Origin of the sequence: Vibrio olivae (assembly GCF_042428525.1) — a bacterium.
In the GTDB taxonomy this organism is placed as follows: domain Bacteria; phylum Pseudomonadota; class Gammaproteobacteria; order Enterobacterales; family Vibrionaceae; genus Vibrio; species Vibrio olivae.
In genome coordinates, this window is sequence record NZ_JBHMEP010000009.1 from 101,888 (window position 1) to 128,170 (window position 26,283).

The following is a 26,283-nucleotide window of genomic DNA, read 5'->3' on the forward strand; positions in this document are numbered from 1 at the left end:
AACCTACAAATAAATCGCTTCACTATGGCCTGAGCTATCACCCTCCCCCAGAACCATCACTTCATCCAAACTGGTGGTGCCACTGAGCGCCAGCTCCATTGCGGAGACAATCAGAGGCTTATACTCGTTCGATAGACGTGCTTGGCGAGAAAACGCCACGGCATCGTTAATTCTTAGAGCATCCATCATCGGCTGATCCAACTCCAACATTTCAAACACACCAATTCGACCACTATAGCCTGTCAAATTACAGCTTTGGCAGCCGCGCCCACGAACAAATGTTGCATGCTGCTGATTGGGGAAACGTTGAGTCAGCCATTGTTGACGTGCGGTATCGAGAGTGTCTTCGGTTTTACAGTCATTACAGACTTGACGCACTAGTCGCTGAGCAACAACGGCTCGCACTGCACTCGCCACTAGGTAGCCCGGCGCGCCCATATCAATCATTCGAAGCGCGCTATCGACCGCATCGTTGGTGTGTAAGGTACTCAGAACCAAGTGACCCGTTAATGCAGCTCGCAGACCAATTTCCACCGTTTCCTGATCGCGCATCTCACCAATCAAGATAATATCTGGATCTTGACGCAGAAAGGTTCTCAGAACCGTTGAGAAATCCAATGCAATCTTACTATTGATCTGAACTTGGCTCACTCGAGGTAAACGATACTCTACCGGATCTTCTGCGGTAATGATTTTCTTTCCTGGTTGGTTCAGTTCACTTAACGCCCCGTATAAGGTGGTGGTTTTACCGGAACCGGTTGGCCCAGTCACCAAAATCAGGCCATGTGGCCGACGAAGCTGACGACGAAAACGCTCGAGCAAATGATGAGGCAAACCTGATTCTTCAAGTTTACGCACGCCCGATGACTGGTTGAGCAAACGCATGACCACAGCTTCACCATACTGTACAGGCAACGTCGACATACGAATATCAACAGATTGGCCTTTGACTCGAATATTAAAACGGCCATCTTGCGGCAAACGTTTTTCTGAAATATCCAAATTGGCCATCAGTTTAAGGCGCAGTACTAGGGCGGGGGCAATATTCACTTCATTGAGTAACGTTTCATGAAGTACACCATCAATACGCTGACGAAGACGCAAGACATTGATGTCAGGCTCAATATGAATATCCGATGCCCCGACTTGAATGGCGTCTTCAAACAGCGAATTAATAAGCTTAACCACCGTCACTTCGTCGCTGTCTGTTGCATCAGTGATATTGAAATCAAACGCATCAGTGACTTGGTGTTCAGCTTGTAACTGCTCGGCGAACGACGCAATTTCTTTGGTACGACGATAATAACGGTCAAAACCATCGACCAATTGCTTCTCTGGCGCAATCACAAATTCGATCGCATATTGCGGTAACTGACTCAGCAGTGCTTCTTGAGCGAACAAGTCCGCGGGATCACTCATTGCCACACGCAAAATATCGCTATTTTGGCCAATGACCAGAGCACGCAAACGTCGGGCATGTACCTCCGGTAACAGCTGCACCGCATCAATATCAACGTGAGCGCGGCTTAAATCGATTAAAGGAACATCAAGCTGCTGCGATAGGAACGTCAGCATCTGTTGTTCTGAAAGGAATCCAAGCTCGATTAAAGTCGCACCGAGTTTCGTCCCGGTAGTGGCTTGAGCACTTAAGGCTTGTTCTACTTGAGATTCAGTGATGATCCCTTCTTCAACTAACAGGTCGCCAAGCCGTTTACGTAATTTAATTTGCACCAGAAGACTCCCCTTGCTGCGTCAATAATGCGAGACGTTGACGAATAAACTGCTGTGATTGGCTAGAAAGTCCCAACTTTTGCAAAGCGTATTGATAAGAAATAAGCGCCTGTTGTGGCTTTAATCCTCGCTCTTGCTGAATACCTAACCCCATCCACCATCGACCGTTATCAGGCGCAATCTCCACCAGTTTTTGATAACTCTGCTCGGCGATTTCATCTTGATTCACTTTTTGCGCCAAAGCGGCTCGTAGTGATAAATACTGAGTACTCGCTTGATCAGGCAAATACAAAAGCGGCGTTAACGCCGCTTGCTGTTGGCTTTCTTTGATCAATAACTTAGACAACGCTATACGCAACGCTTGACTATTCACATTACGCTCAATACCTCGTTGCAATAAATCGGCGGACTTACGAGTTTCTCCTTTACCGTAATAGAGCGCAGATAATGTCTGACGAACTTTCTCATCACTTGGCATATAACGCAGCGCATCTTCATACTGGCTAATGGCTTCACTCAGGTTGTTGCTATCAAGGGCTTTTTGCGCACGTTGCTCAGCATTCGTCGCCAACTGTCGTGGCGTCATGTCGACTTGTTCAATATGCACGCGGCCTGGTTGACTCACTTGAGGCGAAACAGTCGGTGCCTCTGCCACTGGCGGTGAACTCTGGCTGACGGCTTTTATTTTTGGTGTGACTTGGGGTTTTGAATCCACTTTTGCCGTTAACTGGGGTTGAGAACGCTTAGCCTCTTGCTCCCGGCTGTGTAACGTCGTTGATGATGTAAGTGGAAACACTGCGCCACTGGTGGTCAGCATTTTGCTGGTAGGTGATAATAGGGTTGAACGCGCCTTCTCAGGGGCCGATGAAGCAATCGGCTCACTGCCAACGATCATCGCTTCGCTTGGCGCTTGAAGCGTTAAGCTCCATCCCCCTACCGCCATGCTCAATGTAAAGCCGGCAATAAGCCAAGGTAGACCCCGGCGCTGCTTCACTTCAGGTAACGACGCTCGCTGTAACGTTTTTGGGCTCTTTCCGGTCTCGGAAGCCAATTCACTCAATGCTTGATTTATCTTACTCATGGATGACTCCACCCCCATAACAGTGGGCGTTTAAATCTCGGCTTATAGGTGTCTAGGGTGTCATGAATGGCCTCAAACAGACGCTCACTGCCAACTCTCGATTGCTGAGCGCTGTAGGTCATCAGCAAGGCTTTATGGCACACCTGATTGATCAAGCGCGGAATGCCACCACTGGCTCGCCAAACTGCGCGCTTATGATTCAAGCTGAAAATGCGCTCATCCCCACCCGACTGCATCAAGCGGCTATCAATATACGCCACCGTTTCTTGCAAAGTGAGCGGACGTAGCTTAGCGCGAAATGAAATCCGCTGCCTAAACTGTCGTAAGTGATGCTGCGCTAAACGCTGATCTAACTCCGGCTGCCCAAACAAGACAATATGCATTAATTTATCTTGCGCAGTTTCTAAATTACCAAACAAGCGCAAAGCTTCAATCGCACTGTCGGGTAACGCTTGAGCTTCATCAACTAACACCACAACTTGCTTCTGTTGTCGATGGAGCGCAACTAAACGTTGCTGAATGTCATCAACGACAGAGATTGCATCACTGTCAACAATCGCCAGCTCTTTGGCGATCGCTTGACGCAATTCTTGGTCAGACAAACATGGGTTTGGCAAATAAACCAGCTGAGTTTGTTCAGAAAATAGTGACATCAACATTCGGCACACCATGGTTTTTCCAGTACCAACCTCACCCGTGACGGTCACAACACCTTCCCCCATCGCCAGCGCGCTATTGACGGTTTGAATCGCCTCATAGTGAGGCGCTAACCCTAAAAAAAGTTCGGTATTTGGGGTCAGGTGAAAAGGGTATTGGTAAAAACCAAAGTGCGTCAGATACATAACAAATTACGGTTGCTGCTCGGGGAACCAGTCTTGCAGTAGAGAGCGCGATCGTTCCAATTCCTTTTGCCATGTATCAACACCGACGACACTTGGTTTCAACAAAATAACCAATTCGGTTTTTTCGGTCACATTGCTCTTACTACGAAACAGATGCCCGAGAACTGGAACATCACCTAAAAACGGCACTTTTGTCGCCTGTTCAACCACGCTCGACTTCATCAAACCTCCAATCACCACAACATCACCATCTCGAGCACGAATCACAGAGTCTGACTCACGGATCGAACTTTGCGCGAGGGGTAATGTAATCGATGAATCGTTATAACCAATCTCTTTGATTTGCTCAGCCACGTCTATTACCGCTGGATGAACGTGCAGCAAGACATTTCCGGAATCATCTATTTGCGGCGTCACATCTAACGAAATACCGGAAAAGAATGGCGTCAGTTCGATTTCTGGGGAGGGTTCTGAGTTATCTCCACTGCCAACCACGCTGGAAAAATCGGTGACATAATATTCATCAGTACCGACTTTGATCACTGCTTTTTGATTGTTTGAGGCCGTCACACGTGGACTCGACAGCACATTCACGTCACCTTGAGTCGACATAAACGACAGCACGGCATCAAAACTGCCGCTGGAAATCACTAAGTTCGTTTGACCACCAAGTAGATTACCAATCGCATCCAAACCTGCTAATGCTGAGGTCACAATGTTTCCATCAGTATCACGTACCACCGAGCCTTGGCCTAAGCTGTAATTGGTTCCATTGGACGAAAAGGCTTTTGACCAGTTAATACCTTGCTGGTAACCATCGTTCAATGTCACTTCCATAATCTTGGCTTCTAAAATGACTTGGCGATGCAACCGTTGTTGAGAAACCCCAAGGAAACGTCTTACCTCGCGAATCTCATTGGGATAAGCCCTTACCGTGATCACACTCGCTTGCGGTGAAACAACAACACTTTGCCCTTTTCCACTACCAATTAATTGCGAAACAGCCAGTTGCAATTGAGGCCAAAAATCACTTTCACTGGTGGTTTCGATTTCAGTCCCCCCTTTTTCGGAGTTGGAGCCGCTATCACTGTCATTGGAGTTTGAAGAGTTATTGGTGTTTGACGATGAACTTGTATTGCTGTTATCGGTATTGGTAATGGTGCCAGTGGTAATCGAAGTCAGCGAGCGTCCACGACGCTTTAGCTGCAGATAGTCAACGGGCAGAGTCACGGTTCGTAATCCAGCGGGAAAAACCTGAATGACCTTGCCGTTCTTTTCAATCTCGTAGCCATACATATCGCCCACGACATTCAGCACTTCATCCAGAGAGACATCACTGAGATTGACCGTAATTCGCCCGGTAACCTCCGGGTGAATTGCAGTACTAAATTCAGTGCCTTTGACTAAACTGGCAAAGAACGCTTTCGCATCCACATCATTCGCCTGAATGCGAAAACGCTTCATGGCTTGCAACGCCACACTGTCATGGCTATTTAAATCGGGCATTAAGTCAGCTTCAACCGAGGCTGGCAGTTGCTGAAGGTTATGACTGCTTGATTCGTTGATCGCCTGATTCAAGGCTTGCTTGGTTTCAACCGGATCACGGTGCCCCATTGAACAACCAACCAGAGATGAGATAACGAGAACGATGACCGCCTGACGCATTATCAATACCTTATTGTTTTATATCTAAAGAGAATAATTCAAGATGCCAAGATTTTCCGTTACGCGTCAGCGTGACAAAATCCGGATTAATGCTTTGAACTCGGTAACCATTGATTCTCGCCCCTTGATTGACGACCTGCTGGTTAATCACCGCTTGGCATGACGAATTGCATGTAATGCTTTGTAATGTGGGCAGTTTAGCAACGACCGCCTGGCTGCGGGATGATGTTGCACTTGGCGCACTCCAAGACAGCGGCGCCGTTGGATCCTTGGACGCGGCTTGTAGCGTCGGCGCCAGTAACACCATGAAAAATAACAACCTCGAGATAAATTTAGCCACCGATAAACTCCTCACTCGTCCCTAATGTGTAGACGTGAAGTACGACGGTTGCGGTCGGATAACTCGCCACTTGGTACTCGAAACTTTGCCAATAATATTTCGCTTCAAAAGCCTCCAGCGTGCTTAAATACCGCTGAATAGCAAAGTAATTCCCACTGATTTCAAGCCGCATAGGATGTAAATAATATCCGGTATTGCTTTGAGATTGCTGGCCGATAATCGGTTTCGCAGGCAGTGACTCCAGTGAAATCAAGCTCAATTCTTGACTGCTGCTCAGTACATCTTCCAGCAGATGCGCCATCGCTTCCGGCGTGATGAAATTCTTGACCACATTGGCGGAACGCTCACTCAGCGCAAGGCTTTGCTTGGTCAGTGCTTTAAGCTGTTTATCAACCTCGATATCTGGGTCACGCCTGAGCTTAGCACTCATCACCATGTTGTTACTTTCAAGAGCTTGGATCGCCAGTTGGCGTTGAGAAATCTCATTTGCCAACCTCTTGTTGGCTTGATAACTCGGGTCGAGTAATACGGTTAGCAGACCAAAAATAATCGCAACAAAACCGCACAACATCACCAGACCTTTCTCACGGTCAGTGAATTCGGAATAGCGAGCGTTGATCAATTGTAAATAGCGTTCCACTAGTTACTCTCCCGCTTAGTATTCAGCTCAAACGTGATCACTTGCTGATCGTTTCGACCGATAGTGAGCTTATCAAAAGCTCGCCCGACCAAATTGAGCTCCTGTTTGAATTGCTTGATCCAACTCGGAACGGCTTGAGGAGTTTTGGCTAAGCCTTTTAAATCAAAATATTGCCCCTCAACTTTAATATAGTTTAAAGCAATGTCTGTGCGGTTTATGTTGGCCAGCGCGCTCATGACGCCAGAGAAACCGGCGTGATCTTGAAGCTCATAATTTTGTAGAGAATTCAGCGCCGATTTTTGCGCCTCGATTTCGGCTTTGATGCGTTCCACTGCGGATAATTTGTCAGCCGAGGGTTTGTGTTGCGCGAGCTGCAGTTTTAATTGCTTTGACTGGTCATCAAGCGTTTGTTGTTGGGAACTTAACGCAGCGGCCTGGCGCTTAAGGCCTTGCTGTTCAAACACCAACCATCCCCAAGCCGCAAATAATGACAGTGCGACAATGCCCCAACCCGCGAGCACTGTCTTTAGCCCTAAATGCTCTTTTTTCGGCTTTAGGGACTCGAGATATAAGTCGATATGCGTCGGCTTACCTTGGCTGGCAGCCACGGCAAGAATATGGCCACACAGCTCTTGGTGACTCGAAAGTGGTGAAACATTCACATTGAGTCGCTGAGTCAACTCATTCGCCAGTAAAGCTGAATCTTCACCGTCACAACACACCTTCATTTGGTGGATATGGGTGCCTTTAAGTTGCGAAGAGAGGTAATCCACCGAACGTTGAAGCTCTAAGGCAATGCTGTCCAGTTGTAAACTACTGGTTGCCCCGCCAACTAACGGTGACGTGACGCCGCGAATGGTACGCTGAAACACACATGAGCCAGACACCAACGCGCTCACTTTATATTGGCTTTGCTTACTCTTCTGCAGTAGCAAAAATGAGTTCGGTACATCATCAACAAGTGGCCAAACATCATCTTCTATCAGAACTTTTCCAAGCTGAATGTGCATCTCAGCCAATTTTATGGCGAGTTGAACAATCAGTGGCTTATTGACCACATAACATTGAATGCGATTACCGTAGGGCAGCGGAAAGGCTTGAGCGACAATATCGCTTACTTTTTCTGAGGTTAAGTCCTTTAATAAAAAAGGCAGAGCACTTTCCCATTCGGTTTCAGGAATATTCGGGCGCTCAATCTGGTAGGTTTGGTAAAAACTCGAATGCAAAACGACATCGAGCACCGATTCTTTAACATCAGCGGATTGTAACGTCTCAACCAACACGTCTTGCCACGGGCTGGACAACTCAACGTATTGCGGCAATTGCGCAAGATGTTTACCAGCAAAATACAACCCATCAGGCTGCACAATGACCACAAATTTTTTATGGTAAGACGCCGTTTTGCTGAATTTAGATAACAAGCTTTGAATATTCATACCTTTGTATTATTTCTTACGCCACCGATTTCGTCGACCTACTTGGACTTTATTTTGTTTCGGCTTTTGATTCTCAACTTGTGGAGGAGGCAACATTTGATGCTCATTCGCGACTAATCGCCCTTGAACGCCTTCAACACCTAAATCTTGCAATGTTTTTAACTCAGCCTCGCTATCGACCCCAACCGCAACAACTTTAGTGCCACTGCCTTCACACGCGCCAAGCAAACTACGTACAAATAGCTGGTTTTCATGCCGTTGGTCGATGCGCTTAATCAAACTACGGTGTAGTTTCATATAACCAAAAGGCAATTCTTTTAGGTAATGCGTACTAACAATCGAACGCCCGGCTTGGTTTATCGCGGCTTGGCAACCTAACCCCGACAACATTTTGATTACCGGACGCATATAATCCAAATGTTTTACAACTTTAGCTTCAGAAAACTCAAAAACCAGTGCGCTACGTTGCCGAATTGAGAGCTGCAGCAACTCATTTCTAAACCATTTAAAATAGTCGCGCTCTGCAAATGGTGTCACGTGCAGGTTGATGGACAACTTTTGTTCGGTATCTCGCTGTTTAAGATGTTGACTCACAACCGTCATCTGAGTTTTATCCATCACCGCTTGATAACCGACTAATTCAACCGCTGAAGCAAACTTCGACGCTTTGATCACACCTTTATCAGGATCACGAAGGCGCATAAATAACTCTCGGTGATCCAGCACGTTTTTCATTTGCTCATCGAACAGATAGCACGCCTGCTCAAAAACTAATATTTTCTCTGGCACCATTACTTGATCAAACAGAGAGCGCCAGCGAACACTCCCCCGTTCATCTTGCTGAGCAAACGCTTTATCAAAGCGGTTCCACGTGTTCATTTGTTGAATTCGTGCGCTCTTTAGCGCCGTTTCGACTTCATCCATGATCCGGTTTTGTCGCTCACCTTCACGATAACTTGTTACTCCGATATGACACCAGTTTTCTGGATCCAGCGGTTTAGGCGGCTGTATGCGACTGAGTTGCTTCAAACATTGCGCCGCAATGGAGCTTGCTTCTTTACTATTAACTTGCGGAGCAAATAGCGCAAATTCAGCATCGTAATATCGTGAGAGCGTAATATCCGGATAGCGCTGAATCACGTTAGATAAATTGCGCCCTACCTCAACAATAAACTCATTCGCCTGTTGTAACCCAACTTCTTCAATCGCCGATTCCCAGTCGTCCAAACGGATCAAGAACACAGCGCCTTGAGAACCCGTTTCAGATAAAGCCGACTCCAACTTGCTATCAAACAGCACGCGATTAGCCGTGCCCGTCAATTTGTCCAAGAAGGTCTGAGTCCGAATAAAGGTATCAAACCGACTGCGTTCTTGACGTGCATCCTGCAACTCTTCAATCAAAAGGTCTAAGGCTTCACTCGCCGTATACGGCCATTCACGCTCATCGCCTTTGGCATGTTGCTCAACTCGCCCGGCGAGGATCATTCTTCCCCGTTCTTCCAACAATTCAGAACCGAGTAATTGCTCTTTCAACCACTTAACACCACGCACAAGACAAAACACCACCAGCGCGATAGCTAAAGAGAGCGAAGAGAAGGCTTGCAGAGAATAATTGTATCCCAGATAAGGAGGGCGAACTTTAAAGGTGATGGAATATCCGTCATTCCTTTCTAGTACATAAGTTTTTTCGTACAACGCACGTTCGTCGATGCGCATCGAGGTATCTTTGTAGCGATAAACGACACCAAACGAGGAGGACAGTTGCATTTCAACAATGTTGGAAGCTTGCAGCATTTTGGGCATCCAACGCTGCATCGAGTAGGCAGCATCAGGATCTTCCATCTCCTTATCCACCACTTCCACAATGCCTTGCAGAGATTGCTCTACGTACTCTTGGCCCAAACTGCGCAGCGACAATGTGCCACCAATAAACAAAATGAACATCGCACTGATGACGATCATCGTGACAAAAGCCACCAAGCGAGTACTGAGCTTTAAAGTAGGGGTATACCTCATTGTATAATGACATCCTTATCCATCGCGCAAAGGGCTAACTCAACCAAAGCGCTTACGCTAAAAAAATTGCGTAGTTAAAACCGTCCATGAGAGAAGGTCAATCTCTTGTTAACTATATAAAAAAACCGCGGAAACCGCGGCTTTTTTCGTCGATGACATCCCTAGAACGGGATATCGTCATCAAAATCCATTGGTGGCTCGTTATATTGAGGCTGGGATTGTTGAGGTGCTTGCTGTGCTGGCGCTTGTTGTGGCGCAGATTGCATTGGCTGTTGAGGTTGTCCCCAACCACCTTGCTGTTGCTGTTGTGGTGCTTGGCCCATACCTTGGTTTTGACCGCCACCTTGACCACGACCACCCAACATTTGCATGGTACCGTTAAAACCTTGTACCACGACTTCAGTGGTAAAACGATCTTGACCGCTTTGGTCTTGCCACTTACGAGTTTGCAGCTGACCTTCAATGTATACTTGAGAGCCCTTACGTAGGTACTCTCCAGCCACTTCGGCTAATTTGCCAAACAAAGCAACACGGTGCCATTCGGTCTTTTCACGTTGCTCGCCAGTACTCTTATCGCGCCAAGATTCTGAAGTTGCCACAGTAATGTTCGCAACTGCGCCACCACTTGGCATGTATCGTACTTCTGGATCCTGTCCGAGGTTGCCCACGAGGATGACTTTGTTTACTCCACGGCTCGCCATGTTCTGCTCCGTCTGATTAATGAGTGTGTAACTTAAAAATAGCGCATTAGCATACCACGCTTTGTGTGAGGTACAAATTGTATTGCCAACAGAATCGATTGCGATCGCTGACCGTCATTCACCCTCACATTTTACGAGTCAACTCAACAACAATATTACTGACAAACCACTTACTTACCGTCAATTATGAAACTAGGCGCAAAAGCAATGATTCGATTAGCACTGTACCGACCCTATGCACCATATTCTGCAAAAAATCTTTGGAGAACATAGAGATGGTCAGCAAGTCTAGTTATACCCGTACAATTTATCACTTATGTGATAACCCTAACGCCAATTACCTTCAAGTAAACGATATTGAACATCACCTCGCTCTAGATATTCCCAAAATCTCGCCCAAGGGCCTTATGATGGCACTACAAAAACACAAACATAAAATTCTGCTAATTGATTATCAAAGTATTCACCTCCTCACAGAGCAAGTCCGTGACCTGCCGCTGACCGATAAAAACTTTGAAACCATCGTGTTTAATGTACCGAAACGTCTAACCACAGAGCAGCTTTTAGAACTCGGGAATTTAAAAGGGCTATTTGGGTATAAAGAGGATAATAAGGCTATTGCCAAAGGCTGCGCTGAAATCATCAATGGCCAAAACTGGTTACCAAGAAAGGTATGTGCGCAGTTGTTACACTATTACCGCCATGTGATAGACCAAAGCCGTACCCCTGTCGTGGTTGATCTCACCTGCAGAGAAGTTCAGATTCTGCAAAGTTTAAGGACCGGGGCGTCGAACTTACAGATTGCCGAAGATCTCTTTATCAGTGAGTTCACCGTAAAGTCGCACCTGTATCAGATCTTTAAGAAACTTTCTGTACGAAATCGTGCCCAAGCCATTTCGTGGGCAAAACAGCACATATTGTCTTAAATTTAAACCAAAGCCTAAAATTGCACATTTTCGAACTGACTGTCGTTATTTCTCCACAAAAAGCATGTTAAGGTTTGTCTAGTCAAATTATCGTAATAAGAAAGATAAGGGATTCAGAATGATCAAAAAATGCCTATTCCCCGCAGCTGGCTATGGTACGCGCTTTTTACCTGCAACTAAGTCAATGCCTAAGGAAATGATGCCAGTGGTAAACAAACCATTGATTGAATATGGTGTAGAAGAAGCCATCGATGCTGGTATGGATGGCATGTGCATTGTGACAGGTCGAGGCAAACACTCGATCATGGACCACTTTGATAAAAACTACGAGCTAGAACATCAAATTAGCGGTACGAACAAAGAAGAGCTATTAGTCGATATTCGTGAAGTGATCGACAGCGCAAACTTCACTTACATTCGTCAACGTGAAATGAAAGGTCTAGGCCACGCGATTTTAACAGGTCGTGAATTAGTCGGTGATGAACCGTTCGCGGTTGTACTTGCGGATGACCTTTGTGTAAACGAAGGTGACGGAGTACTGGCACAAATGGTATCACTGTTTAAGCAGTTCCGTTGTTCAATTGTTGCGGTTCAAGAAGTTCCTGAAGATGAAACGCACAAGTACGGTGTGATTTCTGGTGAGATGATCAAAGATAACATCTTCCGCGTTGAAGACATGGTGGAAAAACCAGAAAAAGGTAAAGCGCCAAGCAACCTTGCGATCATCGGTCGTTACATTCTAACACCGGATATCTTCGAGCTTATTGAAGGTACTGAACCAGGTAAAGGCGGTGAAATCCAAATCACTGATGCGCTATTGAAACAAGCAAAATCAGGTTGTGTACTAGCGTACAAATTCAAAGGTCATCGTTTTGACTGTGGTAGCGTTGAAGGTTATATCGAAGCAACGAACTACTGCTACGAAAACCTATACCTAAAAGACGACAAAGTGTCGACGTTAGGTAAGCAAGCGACTCAAAAATCACAGAAATAATTCAGCAGTTATTCCCCCTAACTACTGAACATAAAAAGCAGCGCATTAACGCTGCTTTTTTTTATCCTCAGCACAAGGGCTGTTTTTTTATACAGTTGTTCTTTGAACATTTATCACACTATGTAATACTAGCCCCACAGCATAATTTACAGAGCGAACCCCATGGATCAAATAGATATTCGCGGCGCAAGAACCCATAACCTCAAGGACATTAATCTGACGATTCCTCGTGATAAGCTGATTGTTATCACAGGCTTATCCGGTTCAGGTAAGTCATCTCTTGCCTTTGATACTTTGTATGCGGAAGGCCAGCGACGCTATGTGGAATCTTTGTCAGCCTATGCCCGTCAATTTTTATCTTTGATGGAAAAGCCCGACGTCGATCATATTGAAGGGTTATCGCCAGCCATTTCCATCGAGCAGAAATCAACCTCTCATAATCCGCGTTCAACCGTCGGTACGATTACCGAAGTCTACGATTATCTGCGTTTATTATATGCTCGTGTTGGAGAGCCACGCTGCCCGGATCATCATGTCCCCCTCGCAGCACAAACCATCAGCCAAATGGTAGACAAAGTGCTTGAGCAGCCGGCGGGATCAAGGTTAATGCTCTTAGCGCCAATCGTTAAAGAGCGCAAAGGTGAGCACGTTAAAACCTTACAGAACCTTTCAGCTCAAGGGTTTATCCGCGCACGTATTGATGGAGAAACTTGTGATTTGTCTGATCCTCCAACGCTTGAACTGCATAAAAAGCACACCATCGAAGTGGTGGTTGACCGCTTTAAAGTTCGTGACGATCTCAAGCAGCGCCTAGCGGAATCATTTGAAACGACCCTTGAGCTCTCTGGTGGCACAGCTGTTGTTGCGCCAATGGATGGAGACGGTGAAGAAGTGGTGTTTTCCGCGAACTTTGCATGCCCACATTGCGGCTACAGCATGCGTGAACTCGAACCACGATTATTTTCATTTAATAACCCAGCAGGCGCTTGTGGTACCTGTGATGGACTCGGCGTTCAGCAATACTTTGACCCAGACCGAGTGATTGTCGATGACTCACTCAGTTTAGCCCAAGGCGCTATTCGTGGCTGGGATCAAAAGAACTTCTACTACTTCCAAATGTTGAGCTCATTGGCAGAGCATTACGGTTTTGACCTGCACGCTCCATTCAAATCACTGCCAAAGAAAACTCGCGATATCATATTGCACGGCTCTGGTCGCACTGAAGTGGAATTTCAGTACATCAATGATCGTGGTGATATTCGCGTTAAACGCCATCCTTTTGAAGGTATTCTCAACACTCTAGAACGCCGCTATCGCGATACGGAATCAAACTCAGTACGCGAAGATTTAGCAAAATTTATTTCGACCAAATCATGCAGCAGCTGCCATGGAACACGCCTCAGACTTGAAGCGCGTAACGTCTTTATTCAAGACACCTCACTACCCGAAATTGTTGAGCTGAGCATTGCTGATGCCTTGGCCTTTTTTGCCTCGTTAAAATTAGAAGGGCAACGTGCGCAAATCGCAGAAAAGGTGATGAAAGAGATCAATGACCGTTTGAGCTTTTTGGTCAACGTTGGTCTTAATTATCTAAATCTGTCGCGCAGTGCAGAAACTCTGTCTGGAGGCGAAGCGCAACGTATTCGTCTAGCCAGTCAAATTGGCGCAGGTCTCGTGGGGGTAATGTACGTGCTTGATGAGCCATCGATTGGCCTCCACCAGCGTGATAACGAACGTCTACTCAATACTCTCACGCATCTGCGTGATTTAGGAAATACCGTATTAGTGGTTGAGCACGATGAAGATGCAATTCGAATGGCTGACCATGTGATTGATATTGGCCCAGGTGCGGGTGTCCATGGCGGACAGGTCATCGCTGAAGGTCCGGTTGACAAGATCATTGCCACCGAGGCGTCATTAACCGGGCAATACCTGTCAGGAAAGAAAGAGATTGCGGTTCCCACCGAGCGCACACCGCGTAATGCGAAAAAGTGCGTTGAACTCTTGGGCGCGAGCGGCAACAACTTAAAAGAGGTCGATTTATCGATTCCATTTGGGTTGTTTACCTGTATTACTGGCGTCTCAGGCTCGGGTAAATCCACCCTAATCAACGACACTTTCTTTAAAATTGCGCAAACCGCACTGAATGGCGCAACGACCGCAACCCCAGCGCCATATAAGAAAATTAAAGGGTTGGAGCTATTTGATAAAGTTATCGATATTGATCAAAGCCCTATCGGCCGTACGCCGCGCTCTAATCCGGCAACCTATACGGGTATTTTCACTCCAATTCGTGAGCTATTTGCCGGCACCCAAGAATCACGCTCACGTGGTTATAAGCCAGGTCGATTCAGTTTTAACGTCCGTGGTGGGCGCTGTGAAGCTTGCCAAGGTGATGGCGTAATTAAGGTTGAAATGCACTTTTTACCGGATGTGTACGTCCCCTGCGATGTTTGTAAAGGGAAGCGCTATAACCGTGAAACGTTGGAAGTTCGCTATAAAGGAAAAACCATTGATGAAGTCTTAGAGCTCACAGTTGAAGATGCTCGTAGCTTCTTTGATGCTGTGCCCGCCATCGCACGTAAGCTGCAAACTTTGATTGATGTCGGTCTCTCTTATATTCGTTTAGGACAAGCGGCGACCACACTCTCTGGCGGTGAAGCACAACGTGTTAAGTTAGCACGTGAACTATCCAAGCGTGATACCGGTAAAACCCTATATATTTTGGATGAGCCAACCACCGGTCTTCATTTCCACGACATACAACAGTTACTTGGCGTCCTACATCGTTTACGTGACAATGGTAATACCGTGGTGGTGATTGAACACAACCTCGATGTCATCAAAACCGCCGACTGGGTTATCGATTTAGGTCCAGAAGGTGGACAAGGCGGCGGTGAGATCATCGCCCAAGGAACGCCCGAAGATGTGGCGCAGGTCGAAGGTTCGCATACTGCTCGCTTCTTAAAACCTATGTTGAAATAGAAAAAACAGTTAAAGTAATCAAACTAGCGCCGATACGCTGGTTTGATTTTGTTAGCGATAGAAGTTTGTATGGCAACCACGTATGTAAATGGCACCCAACTCGAACCACAGGCTCCGCGAGTACCACTAAATCGACGTTTCATCGTCTCATTAGGCTTGGTATTTGTTATTGCCATGCACTTTTTCATGCCTAACCCAGGCGGTGCAGGATTAGCACTTTCGTTCAATGCGACAACGTGGCTCGCGGTGAGCGTTAGTTTAGCCATCGGTTTATATCAGCTTGGAACTAACCGCAAGATCTACTATACCAAATTGACCCTAGGCTTATTGCTGTGCTGCTTATTAATGACCGTCCCGGTCTTTTATCCGAATAGCTCTGCAAGCTTGGTCTCTGGGCGATTGATCGGTCTTTGGGCGGGCTTTGTATTGTTTGTTGTACTGCAACAGTTCCAATTCAGTATTCAGCACCGGCTGAGACTGCTATGGTTCATTCTAATTGCGGTCTGTATTGAATCGATCATTGGCTACGGTCAATTCTTTTGGCTCAAACCTGGCAATATGTTTGGTTACGATACGTTAGTTAATCGACCGTATGGTATTTTTCAGCAGCCAAACGTCATGGCAAGCTTTCTCGCTACTGGCTTAGCCATATCAGGTTATCTACTGGCTCGCTACCCGATTAAATATCAAAGCCGCATCAGTGTTATAAGTCTGCTCTATTGTATTCCATTAATCACACTCCCCTTATTAGTCGTTTTAGCATCGCGCACTGGTTGGCTGGCTACCGCGCTCACCTGTGTACTGGTGCTACCGTATTTAAGGCGATTCTCGACAGCAAAACGTTTCTATGGCTGGTTGATTTCATTAACGTTGGGACTTGTTGTTGGGCTATGGATTAGCACATTGAGCGGTAAAGACAGCCATCTTCTGGCCAAAGCCGATTTAGACAGCCCTCGCAGCTATACCTTTCCACAAGCGCTCGATATGGCGATTGAGAAACCCTTTACCGGTTACGGGTACGGAAAGTTTGAATCACAATATATTCTGTATACCGCGCGTCAACATCAACTCAATCCGAACTATCCACCCGGTTTACCCGCGATGGATCATCCACACAATGAGTTATTATATTGGGCTGTCGAAGGGGGGTTATTACCTGTTTTAGCGATCATCCTCGCAGCGCTTATCGTCCTTTCACGAATTTATACCGATAAGAAAGGCACCCGCTTAGCGATGTTTGCACTCTTTGTTCCTATTGTGTTGCACTCTCAACTTGAATATCCGTTTTATCACTCAGCGATTCATTGGATAACCTTTGTCATTCTTCTTTACTGGGTTGATCAACGTGTTGCACGCTACAAACAAGCGAGCTTTAGTCAAGTCTCTAAAAGTGCCCTGCGCGTGATCAGTTTAACGTTGCCAGTTGTCACCGCGTTTTATATGTTGACGTCGCTGCACACCAACTATGTTCTCACTGAGTTTGAAAAGTCCGAACCACGTAATCCAGATATTCTAGAGCAAGTCACTAACCCGCTGGTGTGGAAAGACCGCTTTGACTGGGACATTTACAGTACTTATTTGCAATTGGGGCTATATAACGAAGATCCCGACTACATCACCCCTTACATTCGTTGGTCGTTGAACATCATTAAACATAAGCCAAGGCCAGCACTCTACAACAATCTGATATTGGCTTATCAGGGATTAGGCGATATCAGCCGTGCAAAGCAGATACGTAAAGAAGCCAACTATTTGTTTCCTCAATACACGTTCTCTCCACCGCACCATGAAAGCCAAATCGGCCCAGGGGAAGGGCTGAGCGACTAACAAGCAGGGGCGAAATTCTATCCGCCCCTGTGTCATTTTAATGATATTAGAGAAGCGAGGTTTGCAAGGCCTGCAGACACAGTGCGATGTTCTCTTTGCGTGCCCCATACCCCATTAAGCCAATTCGCCAAGCTTTACCAGCCAAATCGCCTAATCCAGCACCAATTTCCAAATTATACTGCTCTAGAAGTTGACGACGAATACTCGCTTCATCAACGCCTTCCGGTACATAGATAGCATTCAATTGTGGTAAGCGATGTGCTTCCTCTACAACAAAACGAAAACCGAGCTTTTCCAGACCAGATTTCAACTCTTCATGCATATCACGATGACGTTGCCACGCATTTTCTAGCCCTTCTTGCTTAAGAAGCAATAACGCTTCATGCAGCGCGTAAAGACTATTCACTGGCGCAGTGTGATGGTAACTGCGTTTGCCTTCCCCACTCCAATATCCAAGCACCAAACTCTGATCTAAGAACCAACTGCGAATCGGCGTTTGACGAGATTGAATCTTTTCGACCGCTTTCGCAGAGAAGGTCAACGGTGAAAGCCCTGGCACACACGACAGACACTTTTGACTCCCCGAATACACCGCATCCAACTGCCACTCATCCACTTTTAATGGTACTCCACCGAGAGAGGTGACCGCATCGACAATCGTTAATACGTCGTGCTTTTGCGCTAAAGCGCCGAGCGCCTTCGCGTCAGATAAAGCACCTGTTGAGGTTTCTGCATGAACAAAAGCCAACAGTTTAATATCCGATTCCGCCTCCAACGCTTGTGCCACTTTCTCCACGCATACTGGCGCTCCCCAAGGGTCATCGACCACGACGGGTACACCACCAGCACGAACCACATTTTCACGCATGCGCTCGCCAAACACACCATTACGGCAAACCAACACTTTGTCTCCCGGTTCGATTAAGTTGGTAAAGCAAGCCTCCATCCCAGCACTACCCGGTGCAGAGACTGCGATAGTGAAGGCATTTTCCGTTTGGAAAGCGTATTTCAGCAGTTGTTTTAATTCATCCATCATGCCGATAAATAGCGGGTCTAAGTGACCAATGGTTGGGCGACTTAGCGCCTGTAATACACGAGGTGAAATATCAGAAGGACCAGGTCCCATCAAGGTGCGATGAGGGGGCAGAAAACTGTCAATCGTCATGAGAATTCCTTTGCAAATAATGACTGGGGGGAAGGCTACCTTAATCCAATTTTATTCCTTGAGCAATTGGCCAAAGGTATAGTGGTCTAACCAGTTAGCGCGCACCGCCATGTATTGTTGTTACCGCAATAATTACTGATTGACATTCGTTCCATAACAACGTTCAATGGCTAAGCATTTTTATGCAGAAGAGGAGCACTGCCTAGGTAGGTATGACGTGGAGCCACAACTCTAATACATCATATCGAGGGAGAGCAGTGCCGAGATGAACCAGAGATGTGGATTTGGTTTGTCGGTTGACTTGGGTTGAATCCCATCAACTGTCATCAGTGCTATCTGATGAAGGGCTTCTGAGGTCACTATTCAAATCTTTAAACCTCTCTTTTTGCTCTAGCACTCTCTTCATCGACAGAACGTTTGATTACTCTATTCGTAATCGATTATTGATTCTTTTTGGAAGCCATGGGAGACCTACAGTGAGCGCATTTAACGTTGCCAAATTTGGCGGAACCAGCGTCGCTAACTTTGAAGCAATGAGCCGTTGTGCGGCCATTATCGAAGCCAATCCAAACACCAAACTTGTTGTCAGCAGTGCATGCTCTGGTGTCACCAACCTTTTGGTTGAACTCGCTAACGGAGTCAGCGAACAAGAACGCCGAGCTGAACTGTTACAGAAACTCGCCAACATCCACGACACCATTTTATCTCAGCTTAAGGATGCCGCCGAAACTGCGGCCGAGGTCTATACGATTCTCGATACCATTACTAGCCTTGCGGAAGCAGCATCAATCCAAGCCAGCACCAAACTGACCGATCACCTTGTTGCTTGTGGTGAGCTAATGTCGACACATATTCTCACTCAGTTAATGCGTGAGCGTGGAATCGACGCAGTGCGCTTTGATATTCGTGATGTCCTGCGAACCGACAGTGATTATGGACAAGCTGAGCCACAACTCGAAGCCATCAGTCAATTGGCTCAAGAAAAGTTGGTGCCACTTTGCCAGCAACATGTTGTGATCACTCAAGGCTTTATTGGAAGTGATGAGGAAGGCAATACCACGACACTTGGCCGTGGCGGCAGTGACTACAGCGCCGCATTAATTGCTGAAGGTGTAAAATCTAGCGGGCTAGAGATTTGGACTGACGTACCAGGGATTTACACGACCGATCCACGTATCGCCCCTAAAGCGACACCGATCCCTGAGATCAGCTTTAGTGAAGCCTCAGAGATGGCCAACTTTGGCGCCAAGATTCTGCACCCTTCGACGCTGTTACCTGCGCTGCGCCACGATATTCCGGTATTTGTTGGTTCCTCGAAAGAACCGGACAACGGAGGAACATGGATTCGCCGTAAAGTCGAGAGCTCCCCACTATTTCGTGCTCTTGCGCTACGTACCAATCAGACCATGATTACGCTGCACAGTGCGAAAATGTTCCAAGCCTATGGCTTCCTCGCCAAAGTGTTTGAAATTTTAGCCAAGCACAAAGTCTCGGTCGATTTAATTACAACCTCAGAAATCAGTGTCTCTCTGACACTCGACAAAACAGGTACTGCGGGTGGCGCCCCTCAACTTCCGCAAGCCGCACGCGAGGAGCTTGAAGAGTTATGTACCGTTGATGTCGAACAAAACCTAAGCTTGGTCGCCCTAATTGGTAACAATATGAGCAGCAATCGTGGGCATGCAAAACAAGTGTTCGGTACCCTAGAAGACTATAACCTGCGCATGATTTGCTTTGGTGCAAGCCCGCATAACCTATGCTTTTTGTTGGAAGAGTCGGTGGCGAAAACCGCGATTGAAAAACTGCATAGAGAACTCTTCGAATAAACCACAACAAAAAACGCCAGCGTAATGCTGGCGTTTTTATATCGAGAACAGAACTAGTTCATATTGGGCCCTAACCACTTTTCAGTTTCAAGGGCATCCCAGCCTTTACGCTGAGCATAACTCTCTGCTTGGTCTTGCTGAATTTGCGCGATAGCAAAGTAGCGGGAATCAGGATGTGAAAAATACCACCCCGAGACCGCCGCGCCCGGCCACATCGCATAGCTTGTGGTCAGCGACATACCAATCGTCTCTTCAACGTTAAGCAGTGCCCATAATGCGCCTTTCTCGGTGTGTTCAGGACAAGCCGGGTACCCCGGTGCCGGACAAATACCTTGGTACTTCTCACGAATCAAATCCTCATTAGTGAGGTCCTCATCGACTGCGTAACCCCAAATTTCTTTACGAACACGCTCATGTAGGTATTCGGCAAACGCTTCTGCCAACCGATCTGCGACGGCTTGAATCATAATCGCATTGTAATCATCACCTTGCGCTTTAAACTCATCAGCTAGTTCACGCTCACCAAATCCCCCACTAACGGCAAACGCACCAATCCAATCTTTTTTACCGCTCTCTTTCGGAGCGATGTAATCGGACAAACAGTAGTTATAGCCTTTGGGCTTTTCGGTTTGTTGACGCAAGTTATGCAGCACTTGCGCGACCTGAGTACGCGATTCATCAGTGTAGACTTCAATATCGTCTCCAACGCTCGCAGCTGGGAACAGGGCACACATCCCTTTGGCCGAAATCATGCCCTCTTTCTCGATACGATCGAGCCATTCGTTCGCGTCTCTGAATAGGTTCTGAGCTTCTTCACCAACTTCTTCATGTTGCAAAATAGCCGGGTATTTACCAACCAGCGACCAAGTCATAAAAAATGGTGTCCAATCAATATATTGACGTAGGGTTGCGATATCAAAATCTTCAAACACATGTACGCCCGATTGTTTGGGTTGAGGTGGCGTGTAGTCACTCCAATCAATAGCGACTTTATTCGCGCGAGCCTGTTCTAATGTCACTGGTTTGGTTCTTGGCTTTTTACGATTATGTTGATCGCGCACACGCTCATAATCAGCATCCAACTTTTCAACAAAGGCAGGGCGTAATTCGTCGGAAAGCAATGAACTGCATACCCCAACCGCACGGGAAGCATTGTTTACATAAACCACGGGATGACGGTAGTTCTGCTCAATCTTCACAGCGGTATGCGCTTTGGACGTGGTCGCGCCACCAATCAACAGAGGCAACTCAAAACCTTGGCGCTCCATTTCTTTAGCAACATGAACCATTTCATCGAGAGAAGGCGTAATCAACCCAGAGAGACCAATAATGTCGACGTTTTCTTCTTTCGCTACTTTGAGAATTTGCTCGCACGGCACCATCACGCCAAGATCGATGATCTCATAGTTATTGCATTGCAACACCACACCAACGATGTTTTTACCGATATCGTGAACATCGCCTTTCACCGTGGCTAGAAGAATTTTTCCGTTAGTGGAACCAGCTTGCTTGAGTGCATTAATAAACGGCTCAAGGTGCGCTACGGCTTGCTTCATTACACGGGCTGACTTCACCACCTGTGGTAAGAACATCTTGCCTTCACCAAACAGATCACCAACCACGTTCATGCCATCCATCAGCGGGCCTTCAATTACTTCGAGCGGTTTTGTGGCCGCCAAGCGTGCTTCTTCCGTATCCTCAACGATGAATTCAGTTATACCTTTCACTAAGGCATGCTCTAACCGCTTTTCAACTGGCCATGTCCGCCATTCAAGCGCACTGGCATCATCTTGTTTCCCGACCGCATTCTCGCGGTACTCTTCAGCGATATCCAATAAACGTTCAGTCCCATCATCACGACGGTTTAAGACCACATCTTCGACTGCCTCACGCAGCTTTTCAGGCACGTTATCGTAGATCTCAAGCTGACCCGCATTAACGATCCCCATATCCATACCGTTTTTAAAACAGTGATAAAGGAATACCGCATGAATCGCTTCACGCACGTAATTATTACCACGGAAAGAGAATGAGACGTTTGAAACCCCTCCAGAAATCATCGCGTAAGGCAGAGTGCGTTTGATATCAGCAACCGCCTCAATGAAATCAACGGCATAGTTATTATGCTCATCGATACCGGTGGCGACGGCAAAAATATTAGGATCAAAAATAATGTCTTCTGGCGGAAAGCCCACTTCATCAACCAAAATACGATACGCATTAGTACAAATTTCCACTTTGCGCTCACGAGTGTCAGCCTGTCCAACTTCATCAAACGCCATCACGATAACCGCTGCGCCATAGCGGCGGATCAATTTGGCTTGCTGGATGAATTTGTCTTTCCCTTCTTTAAGCGAGATAGAGTTAACAATGCCTTTGCCTTGAATGCATTTTAACCCTGCTTCAATAACATCCCACTTGGAAGAATCGACCATGATGGGCACTTTAGAAATTTCAGGCTCTGATGCACAAAGATTAAGAAAGCGCACCATACTCGCATGCGCATCAAGCATGCCCTCATCCATATTGATATCGATGATTTGCGCGCCATTCTCCACTTGCTGGCGAGCAACGTCTAGGGCTTCATCGTACAGTTCTTCTTTGATTAAACGCTTAAAACGTGCAGAACCGGTAACGTTCGTGCGCTCACCGACGTTGATAAACAAGGTATCCTTTTCAATCGTCAGAGGTTCGAGGCCAGACAATCGACAAGCAACGGGTAATTCCGGTAATGGACGCGGCTGCACAGAATCAACTGCAAGCGCCATTTGGCGAATATGTTCAGGAGTTGTCCCACAACAGCCACCCACTAAATTTAAAAAGCCGGACTCCGCCCACTCTTTTATGTGCTCTGCCATATCTTCGGGCGATAAATCATATTCGCCAAAGGCGTTCGGCAAACCGGCATTAGGGTGCGCCGAGACATGGCATTCAGAGATGCGTGATAACTCCGCAACATACTGACGCAATTCATCAGGCCCCAAAGCACAGTTAAGTCCAAAGGAAATAGGGCGAACATGGCGTAGTGCGTTATAAAACGCTTCGGTTGTTTGCCCCGAGAGAGTACGGCCAGAAGCATCTGTGATGGTGCCTGAGATCATCACTGGTAGTTGAATGCCCACTTCCTCAAACACACTTTCGACAGCAAAAGCACACGCTTTCGCGTTAAGCGTATCAAAAATGGTTTCAATCAAAATCAGATCACTACCGCCACGAATTAAAGCTCGAACCGATTCAGAATACGCCTTTACCAACTCATCAAACGAGACATTTCGGTAACCAGGGTCATTCACATCCGGAGAGATAGAACAGGTACGGTTAGTTGGCCCCAACACCCCCGCAACAAAACGAGGCTTATCGGGGGTTTTTGCTGTCCATTCATCAGCGACTTCACGCGCAAGACGCGCCGCTTCATAATTTATCTCCTCGCTGATACTTTCCATGTCGTAATCAGCCATTGCGATGGTGGTCGCATTGAAGGTGTTGGTTTCAAGAATGTCCGCACCCGCTTCAAGATATTCACTATGAATGCCTTTGATCAACTCAGGTTGAGTTAAGACAAGCAGGTCATTGTTGCCTTTAAGGTCACACCCCCAATCAGCAAATCGCTCGCCACGATAATCCTGCTCTTCCAGCTTGTGCCCTTGAATCATGGTGCCCATGCCACCATCAATCAACAGGATGCGTTTTGCCAATAGCGACTCTATCTGTTGTCTTACCTTACTTCCCACATTCTCAGCCTCGTTCCTTTTATTATCGCCCAATCCTACCACACCCTCTTCAGGAGTCTAGACGTCTAAATAGACTTTATTGCACAATTTTTGTCCCTTATTGATATAAGAATTAATCAAAAAAATGTTTGCCATTTAAACAAGTAGCGAAGACAATCGTTGTTTATATTTTGTTACAGTTAGTGAGTTATATGTCAGTCTATTACACACTCTGTTTTTTATCTGCAGCAGCAATGCTAATTGCCTTTGTAAACAGCAAGATAGGCAAGATGCAAACCACCATAGCCATCACCGCAGGCTCAATGATGTTATCATTACTGATACTCGTTGCAGGTCAAAACAATTGGTTTCACTTGACCGAGATAGCAACCAGAACGGTTGCTGCAATTAATTTTGAAGACTTCCTACTCAAAGGTATCCTCGGCTTTCTATTGTTTGCGGGTGGGTTAGGCATCAAATTGCCCAACTTGAAAGACCAAAAATGGGAAATCACTTTACTTGCTCTGGGCGCCACACTATTTTCAACCTTCTTTATCGGCTTCGTTCTCTACGGGATTACCCTTCTTCTTCACATTCAATTTGATCTCGTTTACTGCCTACTTTTCGGCGCACTCATTTCTCCTACAGACCCAATAGCCGTTCTCGCCATTGTTAAAAAACTGAATGCGCCACGCCGAATCTCGACTCAAATAGAGGGAGAATCGCTATTCAATGATGGTTTTGGTTTAGTCATTTTCGTCACTCTATTTACCATCGCATTTGGTCACGAAGCTCCGACTATCGGTAGTGTAACCGAACTGTTTGCAAGAGAAGCACTTGGCGGAATTGCCTATGGGTTTGTTCTTGGCTTGATCTTCCACTATTTGATTAGCGCCACCAACGACCACTCAATGGAACTATTACTCACTATCGGCGTACCCACAGCAGGTTATGCATTTGCTGAAGTTCTGCATGTCTCTGGCCCGTTAGCCATGGTGGTATCTGGCATCATGATTGGTAACTGGACTCGATTTATTGGCTTCTCTAAAGAAAGTGAAGATCACTTAGATCACTTCTGGGAGCTGGTTGATGAGTTCCTTAACGGTGTATTGTTTCTACTTATCGGTATGTCGATGCTACTGTTTGAATTCCACAAAGAAGACTGGATTATGATGGCCATAGCGATTCCTCTCGTTCTCGCTGCTCGTTATATGAGTGTTCTCTTGGCCTACCTAGGATTCAAACGCTACCGTAAATACAACCCTTGGTCAGTGCGTATTCTTACTTGGGGGGGGTTACGTGGAGGCCTAGCGCTGGCGATGGCGCTATCTATTCCATCAGGAATTTGGGTCGTTCCTGACAAGTTAATTGATGTGAAAGAAATCATTCTGGTTATGACTTATGCGGTCGTTGTGTTCTCTATCCTAATTCAAGGCTCAACCATCACTCCGATGATAGAAAAAGCAAAAAAAGCCGAGCGTGACATGGAATTAAGCGCGGAAACCAAATCAGAATCGAGTGAGTCAGATACCCAAAAAATAGAAAGTTGATGTGACTCATTAACCTTTAAAGCCGGCAAGATAGCCGGCTTTTTTATCGCCAGTATTTAGATGAACGAAACCCTGAACAAGCGAGAAAGCAAAACTAACTACCAGCAGAATCAAAACATAAGTGATTAAATAGCTTAATCGCTACTGACGCCTATTTCATTTCACGCCAACAGCCAACTACTGATATCCTGCAAATACGCCGCGATGTAACGCCAAACCAAACACAACATTGATACGCACAGATAATAAAAACAACGGTGCAAACACGCTGACGGTCCCGTTAGTTTCAAATCTCATGCCTATTTGTTGCAAGATCAACGAGTCTGTACTGCCTTCTATTCTTTCAGTGACTTTTCATCAAGCGCAAAGGGGGATAGCCTTTTGATAGGAAAAGTATAACCAAGGAAGTTAGGATGTATAGAAAGGGTTGGGTGCCGTATAAGCAGCAATAAAAAGGTGAGTGTCAGTCTAACAGGCCGCCTTTCTCTCAAGGCAAGTCAAAGAACCTAGTCAACAACCGCTCAGCACTGTTCCCTTTTCTTTAGACGTAAAAAAGCCCCGTCATTTCTGACGAGGTTAATATAAGTGGCGGAGCGGTTGGACTGGCAACCCAGCGGGACTCGAACCCGCGAATGCCTGCGGCAGCGTGGCAGGCTGCTTCTTTCAAGGTCAATAAGCGAAGCCACTGAACGACCGCTCTGCGTTCTTCTCATACAAAAAATCCCCAGTATTGCTACTAGGGATTTAATAAATGGCGGAGTGGACGGGACTCGAACCCGCGACCCCCGGCGTGACAGGCCGGTATTCTAACCAACTGAACTACCACTCCGCAGTGGTATACCTGCTTA

At 46.5% G+C, this 26,283-nt stretch carries 17 protein-coding genes, 1 tRNA gene and 1 riboswitch; of the genes, 6 read left to right on the plus strand and 12 right to left on the minus strand.

The window, feature by feature from the left end; genetic code table 11:
• Positions 1-3: 3 nt before the first annotated feature.
• The 9 genes from mshE to ACFFUV_RS19595 all read right to left on the minus strand — a co-directional run bounded on the left by mshE (position 4) and on the right by ACFFUV_RS19595 (position 10,452).
• On the minus strand, positions 4-1,731 hold the full coding sequence (gene mshE, locus ACFFUV_RS19555; protein WP_390196257.1) for an MSHA fimbrial ATPase MshE: 1,728 nt from the start codon (positions 1,729-1,731) through the stop codon (positions 4-6).
• Complete coding sequence (locus ACFFUV_RS19560) at positions 1,721-2,812, minus strand: tetratricopeptide repeat protein (RefSeq protein ID WP_390196260.1); 1,092 nt, start codon at positions 2,810-2,812, stop codon at positions 1,721-1,723. Before ACFFUV_RS19560 ends, mshE begins: the two co-directional genes overlap by 11 nt.
• Complete coding sequence (locus ACFFUV_RS19565; RefSeq protein ID WP_390196263.1) at positions 2,809-3,654, minus strand: ExeA family protein; 846 nt, start codon at positions 3,652-3,654, stop codon at positions 2,809-2,811. The genes ACFFUV_RS19560 and ACFFUV_RS19565 overlap by 4 nt, the downstream gene beginning before the upstream one ends.
• 6 nt (positions 3,655-3,660) lie before the next feature.
• On the minus strand, positions 3,661-5,319 hold the full coding sequence (gene mshL / locus ACFFUV_RS19570) for a pilus (MSHA type) biogenesis protein MshL (protein WP_390196265.1): 1,659 nt from the start codon (positions 5,317-5,319) through the stop codon (positions 3,661-3,663).
• A 10-nt stretch (positions 5,320-5,329) separates the two neighbouring features.
• The gene (locus ACFFUV_RS19575; protein ID WP_390196268.1) at positions 5,330-5,659 is read right to left on the minus strand and encodes an MSHA biogenesis protein MshK; all 330 of its coding nucleotides are present in this window, start codon (positions 5,657-5,659) and stop codon (positions 5,330-5,332) included.
• Positions 5,652-6,299, minus strand: a complete 648-nt coding sequence (locus ACFFUV_RS19580) for an MSHA biogenesis protein MshJ (RefSeq protein ID WP_390196270.1) — start codon at positions 6,297-6,299, stop codon at positions 5,652-5,654. Before ACFFUV_RS19580 ends, ACFFUV_RS19575 begins: the two co-directional genes overlap by 8 nt.
• On the minus strand, positions 6,299-7,735 hold the full coding sequence (locus tag ACFFUV_RS19585; protein ID WP_390196273.1) for an MSHA biogenesis protein MshI: 1,437 nt from the start codon (positions 7,733-7,735) through the stop codon (positions 6,299-6,301). Before ACFFUV_RS19585 ends, ACFFUV_RS19580 begins: the two co-directional genes overlap by 1 nt.
• A 9-nt stretch (positions 7,736-7,744) precedes the next feature.
• Complete coding sequence (gene csrD, locus ACFFUV_RS19590; protein WP_390196276.1) at positions 7,745-9,751, minus strand: RNase E specificity factor CsrD; 2,007 nt, start codon at positions 9,749-9,751, stop codon at positions 7,745-7,747.
• 161 nt (positions 9,752-9,912) lie between these two features.
• Positions 9,913-10,452, minus strand: a complete 540-nt coding sequence (locus ACFFUV_RS19595) for a single-stranded DNA-binding protein (protein ID WP_390196278.1) — start codon at positions 10,450-10,452, stop codon at positions 9,913-9,915.
• 275 nt (positions 10,453-10,727) lie between these two features.
• On the opposite strand from ACFFUV_RS19595, the gene ACFFUV_RS19600 reads away from it, so the two are divergent.
• The 4 genes from ACFFUV_RS19600 to ACFFUV_RS19615 all read left to right on the plus strand — a co-directional run bounded on the left by ACFFUV_RS19600 (position 10,728) and on the right by ACFFUV_RS19615 (position 17,184).
• Positions 10,728-11,378, plus strand: a complete 651-nt coding sequence (locus tag ACFFUV_RS19600) for a LuxR C-terminal-related transcriptional regulator (protein ID WP_390196281.1) — start codon at positions 10,728-10,730, stop codon at positions 11,376-11,378.
• A 118-nt stretch (positions 11,379-11,496) separates the two neighbouring features.
• Complete coding sequence (gene galU, locus ACFFUV_RS19605; protein WP_390196284.1) at positions 11,497-12,372, plus strand: UTP--glucose-1-phosphate uridylyltransferase GalU; 876 nt, start codon at positions 11,497-11,499, stop codon at positions 12,370-12,372.
• A 162-nt stretch (positions 12,373-12,534) separates the two neighbouring features.
• Positions 12,535-15,357, plus strand: a complete 2,823-nt coding sequence (gene uvrA / locus ACFFUV_RS19610) for an excinuclease ABC subunit UvrA (RefSeq protein WP_390196286.1) — start codon at positions 12,535-12,537, stop codon at positions 15,355-15,357.
• Positions 15,358-15,426: 69 nt separating this feature from the next.
• Positions 15,427-17,184: a PglL family O-oligosaccharyltransferase gene (locus tag ACFFUV_RS19615; RefSeq protein WP_390196289.1), complete on the plus strand. Its 1,758-nt coding sequence runs from the start codon at positions 15,427-15,429 to the stop codon at positions 17,182-17,184.
• 46 nt (positions 17,185-17,230) lie between these two features.
• Here ACFFUV_RS19615 and ACFFUV_RS19620 read toward each other — a convergent pair whose 3' ends face one another.
• The gene (locus ACFFUV_RS19620; protein WP_390196292.1) at positions 17,231-18,349 is read right to left on the minus strand and encodes a pyridoxal-phosphate-dependent aminotransferase family protein; all 1,119 of its coding nucleotides are present in this window, start codon (positions 18,347-18,349) and stop codon (positions 17,231-17,233) included.
• A 180-nt stretch (positions 18,350-18,529) separates the two neighbouring features.
• Positions 18,530-18,707: riboswitch (Lysine riboswitch) on the plus strand.
• A gap of 118 nt (positions 18,708-18,825) precedes the next feature.
• Here ACFFUV_RS19620 and lysC point away from each other — a divergent pair.
• A complete protein-coding gene (lysC, locus tag ACFFUV_RS19625; protein ID WP_390196295.1) occupies positions 18,826-20,175 on the plus strand; it encodes a lysine-sensitive aspartokinase 3 in 1,350 nt (449 codons plus the stop codon).
• 53 nt (positions 20,176-20,228) lie between these two features.
• On the opposite strand, the gene metH is transcribed toward lysC, so the two are convergent.
• Positions 20,229-23,906, minus strand: a complete 3,678-nt coding sequence (gene metH, locus ACFFUV_RS19630) for a methionine synthase (protein WP_390196298.1) — start codon at positions 23,904-23,906, stop codon at positions 20,229-20,231.
• A 191-nt stretch (positions 23,907-24,097) separates the two neighbouring features.
• Here metH and ACFFUV_RS19635 point away from each other — a divergent pair, with 191 nt between their 5' ends.
• Entirely contained in the window at positions 24,098-25,435 is a 1,338-nt protein-coding gene (locus tag ACFFUV_RS19635; RefSeq protein WP_390196301.1) for a cation:proton antiporter, read from the plus strand.
• Positions 25,436-26,187: 752 nt separating this feature from the next.
• Here ACFFUV_RS19635 and ACFFUV_RS19640 read toward each other — a convergent pair.
• Positions 26,188-26,264 (minus strand) — tRNA-Asp (locus ACFFUV_RS19640).
• Positions 26,265-26,283: the final 19 nt, after the last annotated feature.

Bases quoted from the DNA above. Each gene is read 5' to 3' on its own strand.
- ACFFUV_RS19560 (WP_390196260.1), bottom strand. From the start codon at position 2,812: ATGAGTAAGATAAATCAAGCATTGAGTGAATTGGCTTCCGAGACCGGA.
- ACFFUV_RS19565 (WP_390196263.1), bottom strand. From the start codon at position 3,654: ATGTATCTGACGCACTTTGGTTTTTACCAATACCCTTTTCACCTGACC.
- mshL (WP_390196265.1), bottom strand. From the start codon at position 5,319: ATGCGTCAGGCGGTCATCGTTCTCGTTATCTCATCTCTGGTTGGTTGT.
- ACFFUV_RS19585 (WP_390196273.1), bottom strand. From the start codon at position 7,735: ATGAATATTCAAAGCTTGTTATCTAAATTCAGCAAAACGGCGTCTTAC.
- csrD (WP_390196276.1), bottom strand. From the start codon at position 9,751: ATGAGGTATACCCCTACTTTAAAGCTCAGTACTCGCTTGGTGGCTTTT.
- ACFFUV_RS19595 (WP_390196278.1), bottom strand. From the start codon at position 10,452: ATGGCGAGCCGTGGAGTAAACAAAGTCATCCTCGTGGGCAACCTCGGA.
- ACFFUV_RS19600 (WP_390196281.1), top strand. From the start codon at position 10,728: ATGGTCAGCAAGTCTAGTTATACCCGTACAATTTATCACTTATGTGAT.
- galU (WP_390196284.1), top strand. From the start codon at position 11,497: ATGATCAAAAAATGCCTATTCCCCGCAGCTGGCTATGGTACGCGCTTT.
- uvrA (WP_390196286.1), top strand. From the start codon at position 12,535: ATGGATCAAATAGATATTCGCGGCGCAAGAACCCATAACCTCAAGGAC.
- ACFFUV_RS19615 (WP_390196289.1), top strand. From the start codon at position 15,427: ATGGCAACCACGTATGTAAATGGCACCCAACTCGAACCACAGGCTCCG.
- ACFFUV_RS19620 (WP_390196292.1), bottom strand. From the start codon at position 18,349: ATGACGATTGACAGTTTTCTGCCCCCTCATCGCACCTTGATGGGACCT.
- ACFFUV_RS19635 (WP_390196301.1), top strand. From the start codon at position 24,098: ATGTCAGTCTATTACACACTCTGTTTTTTATCTGCAGCAGCAATGCTA.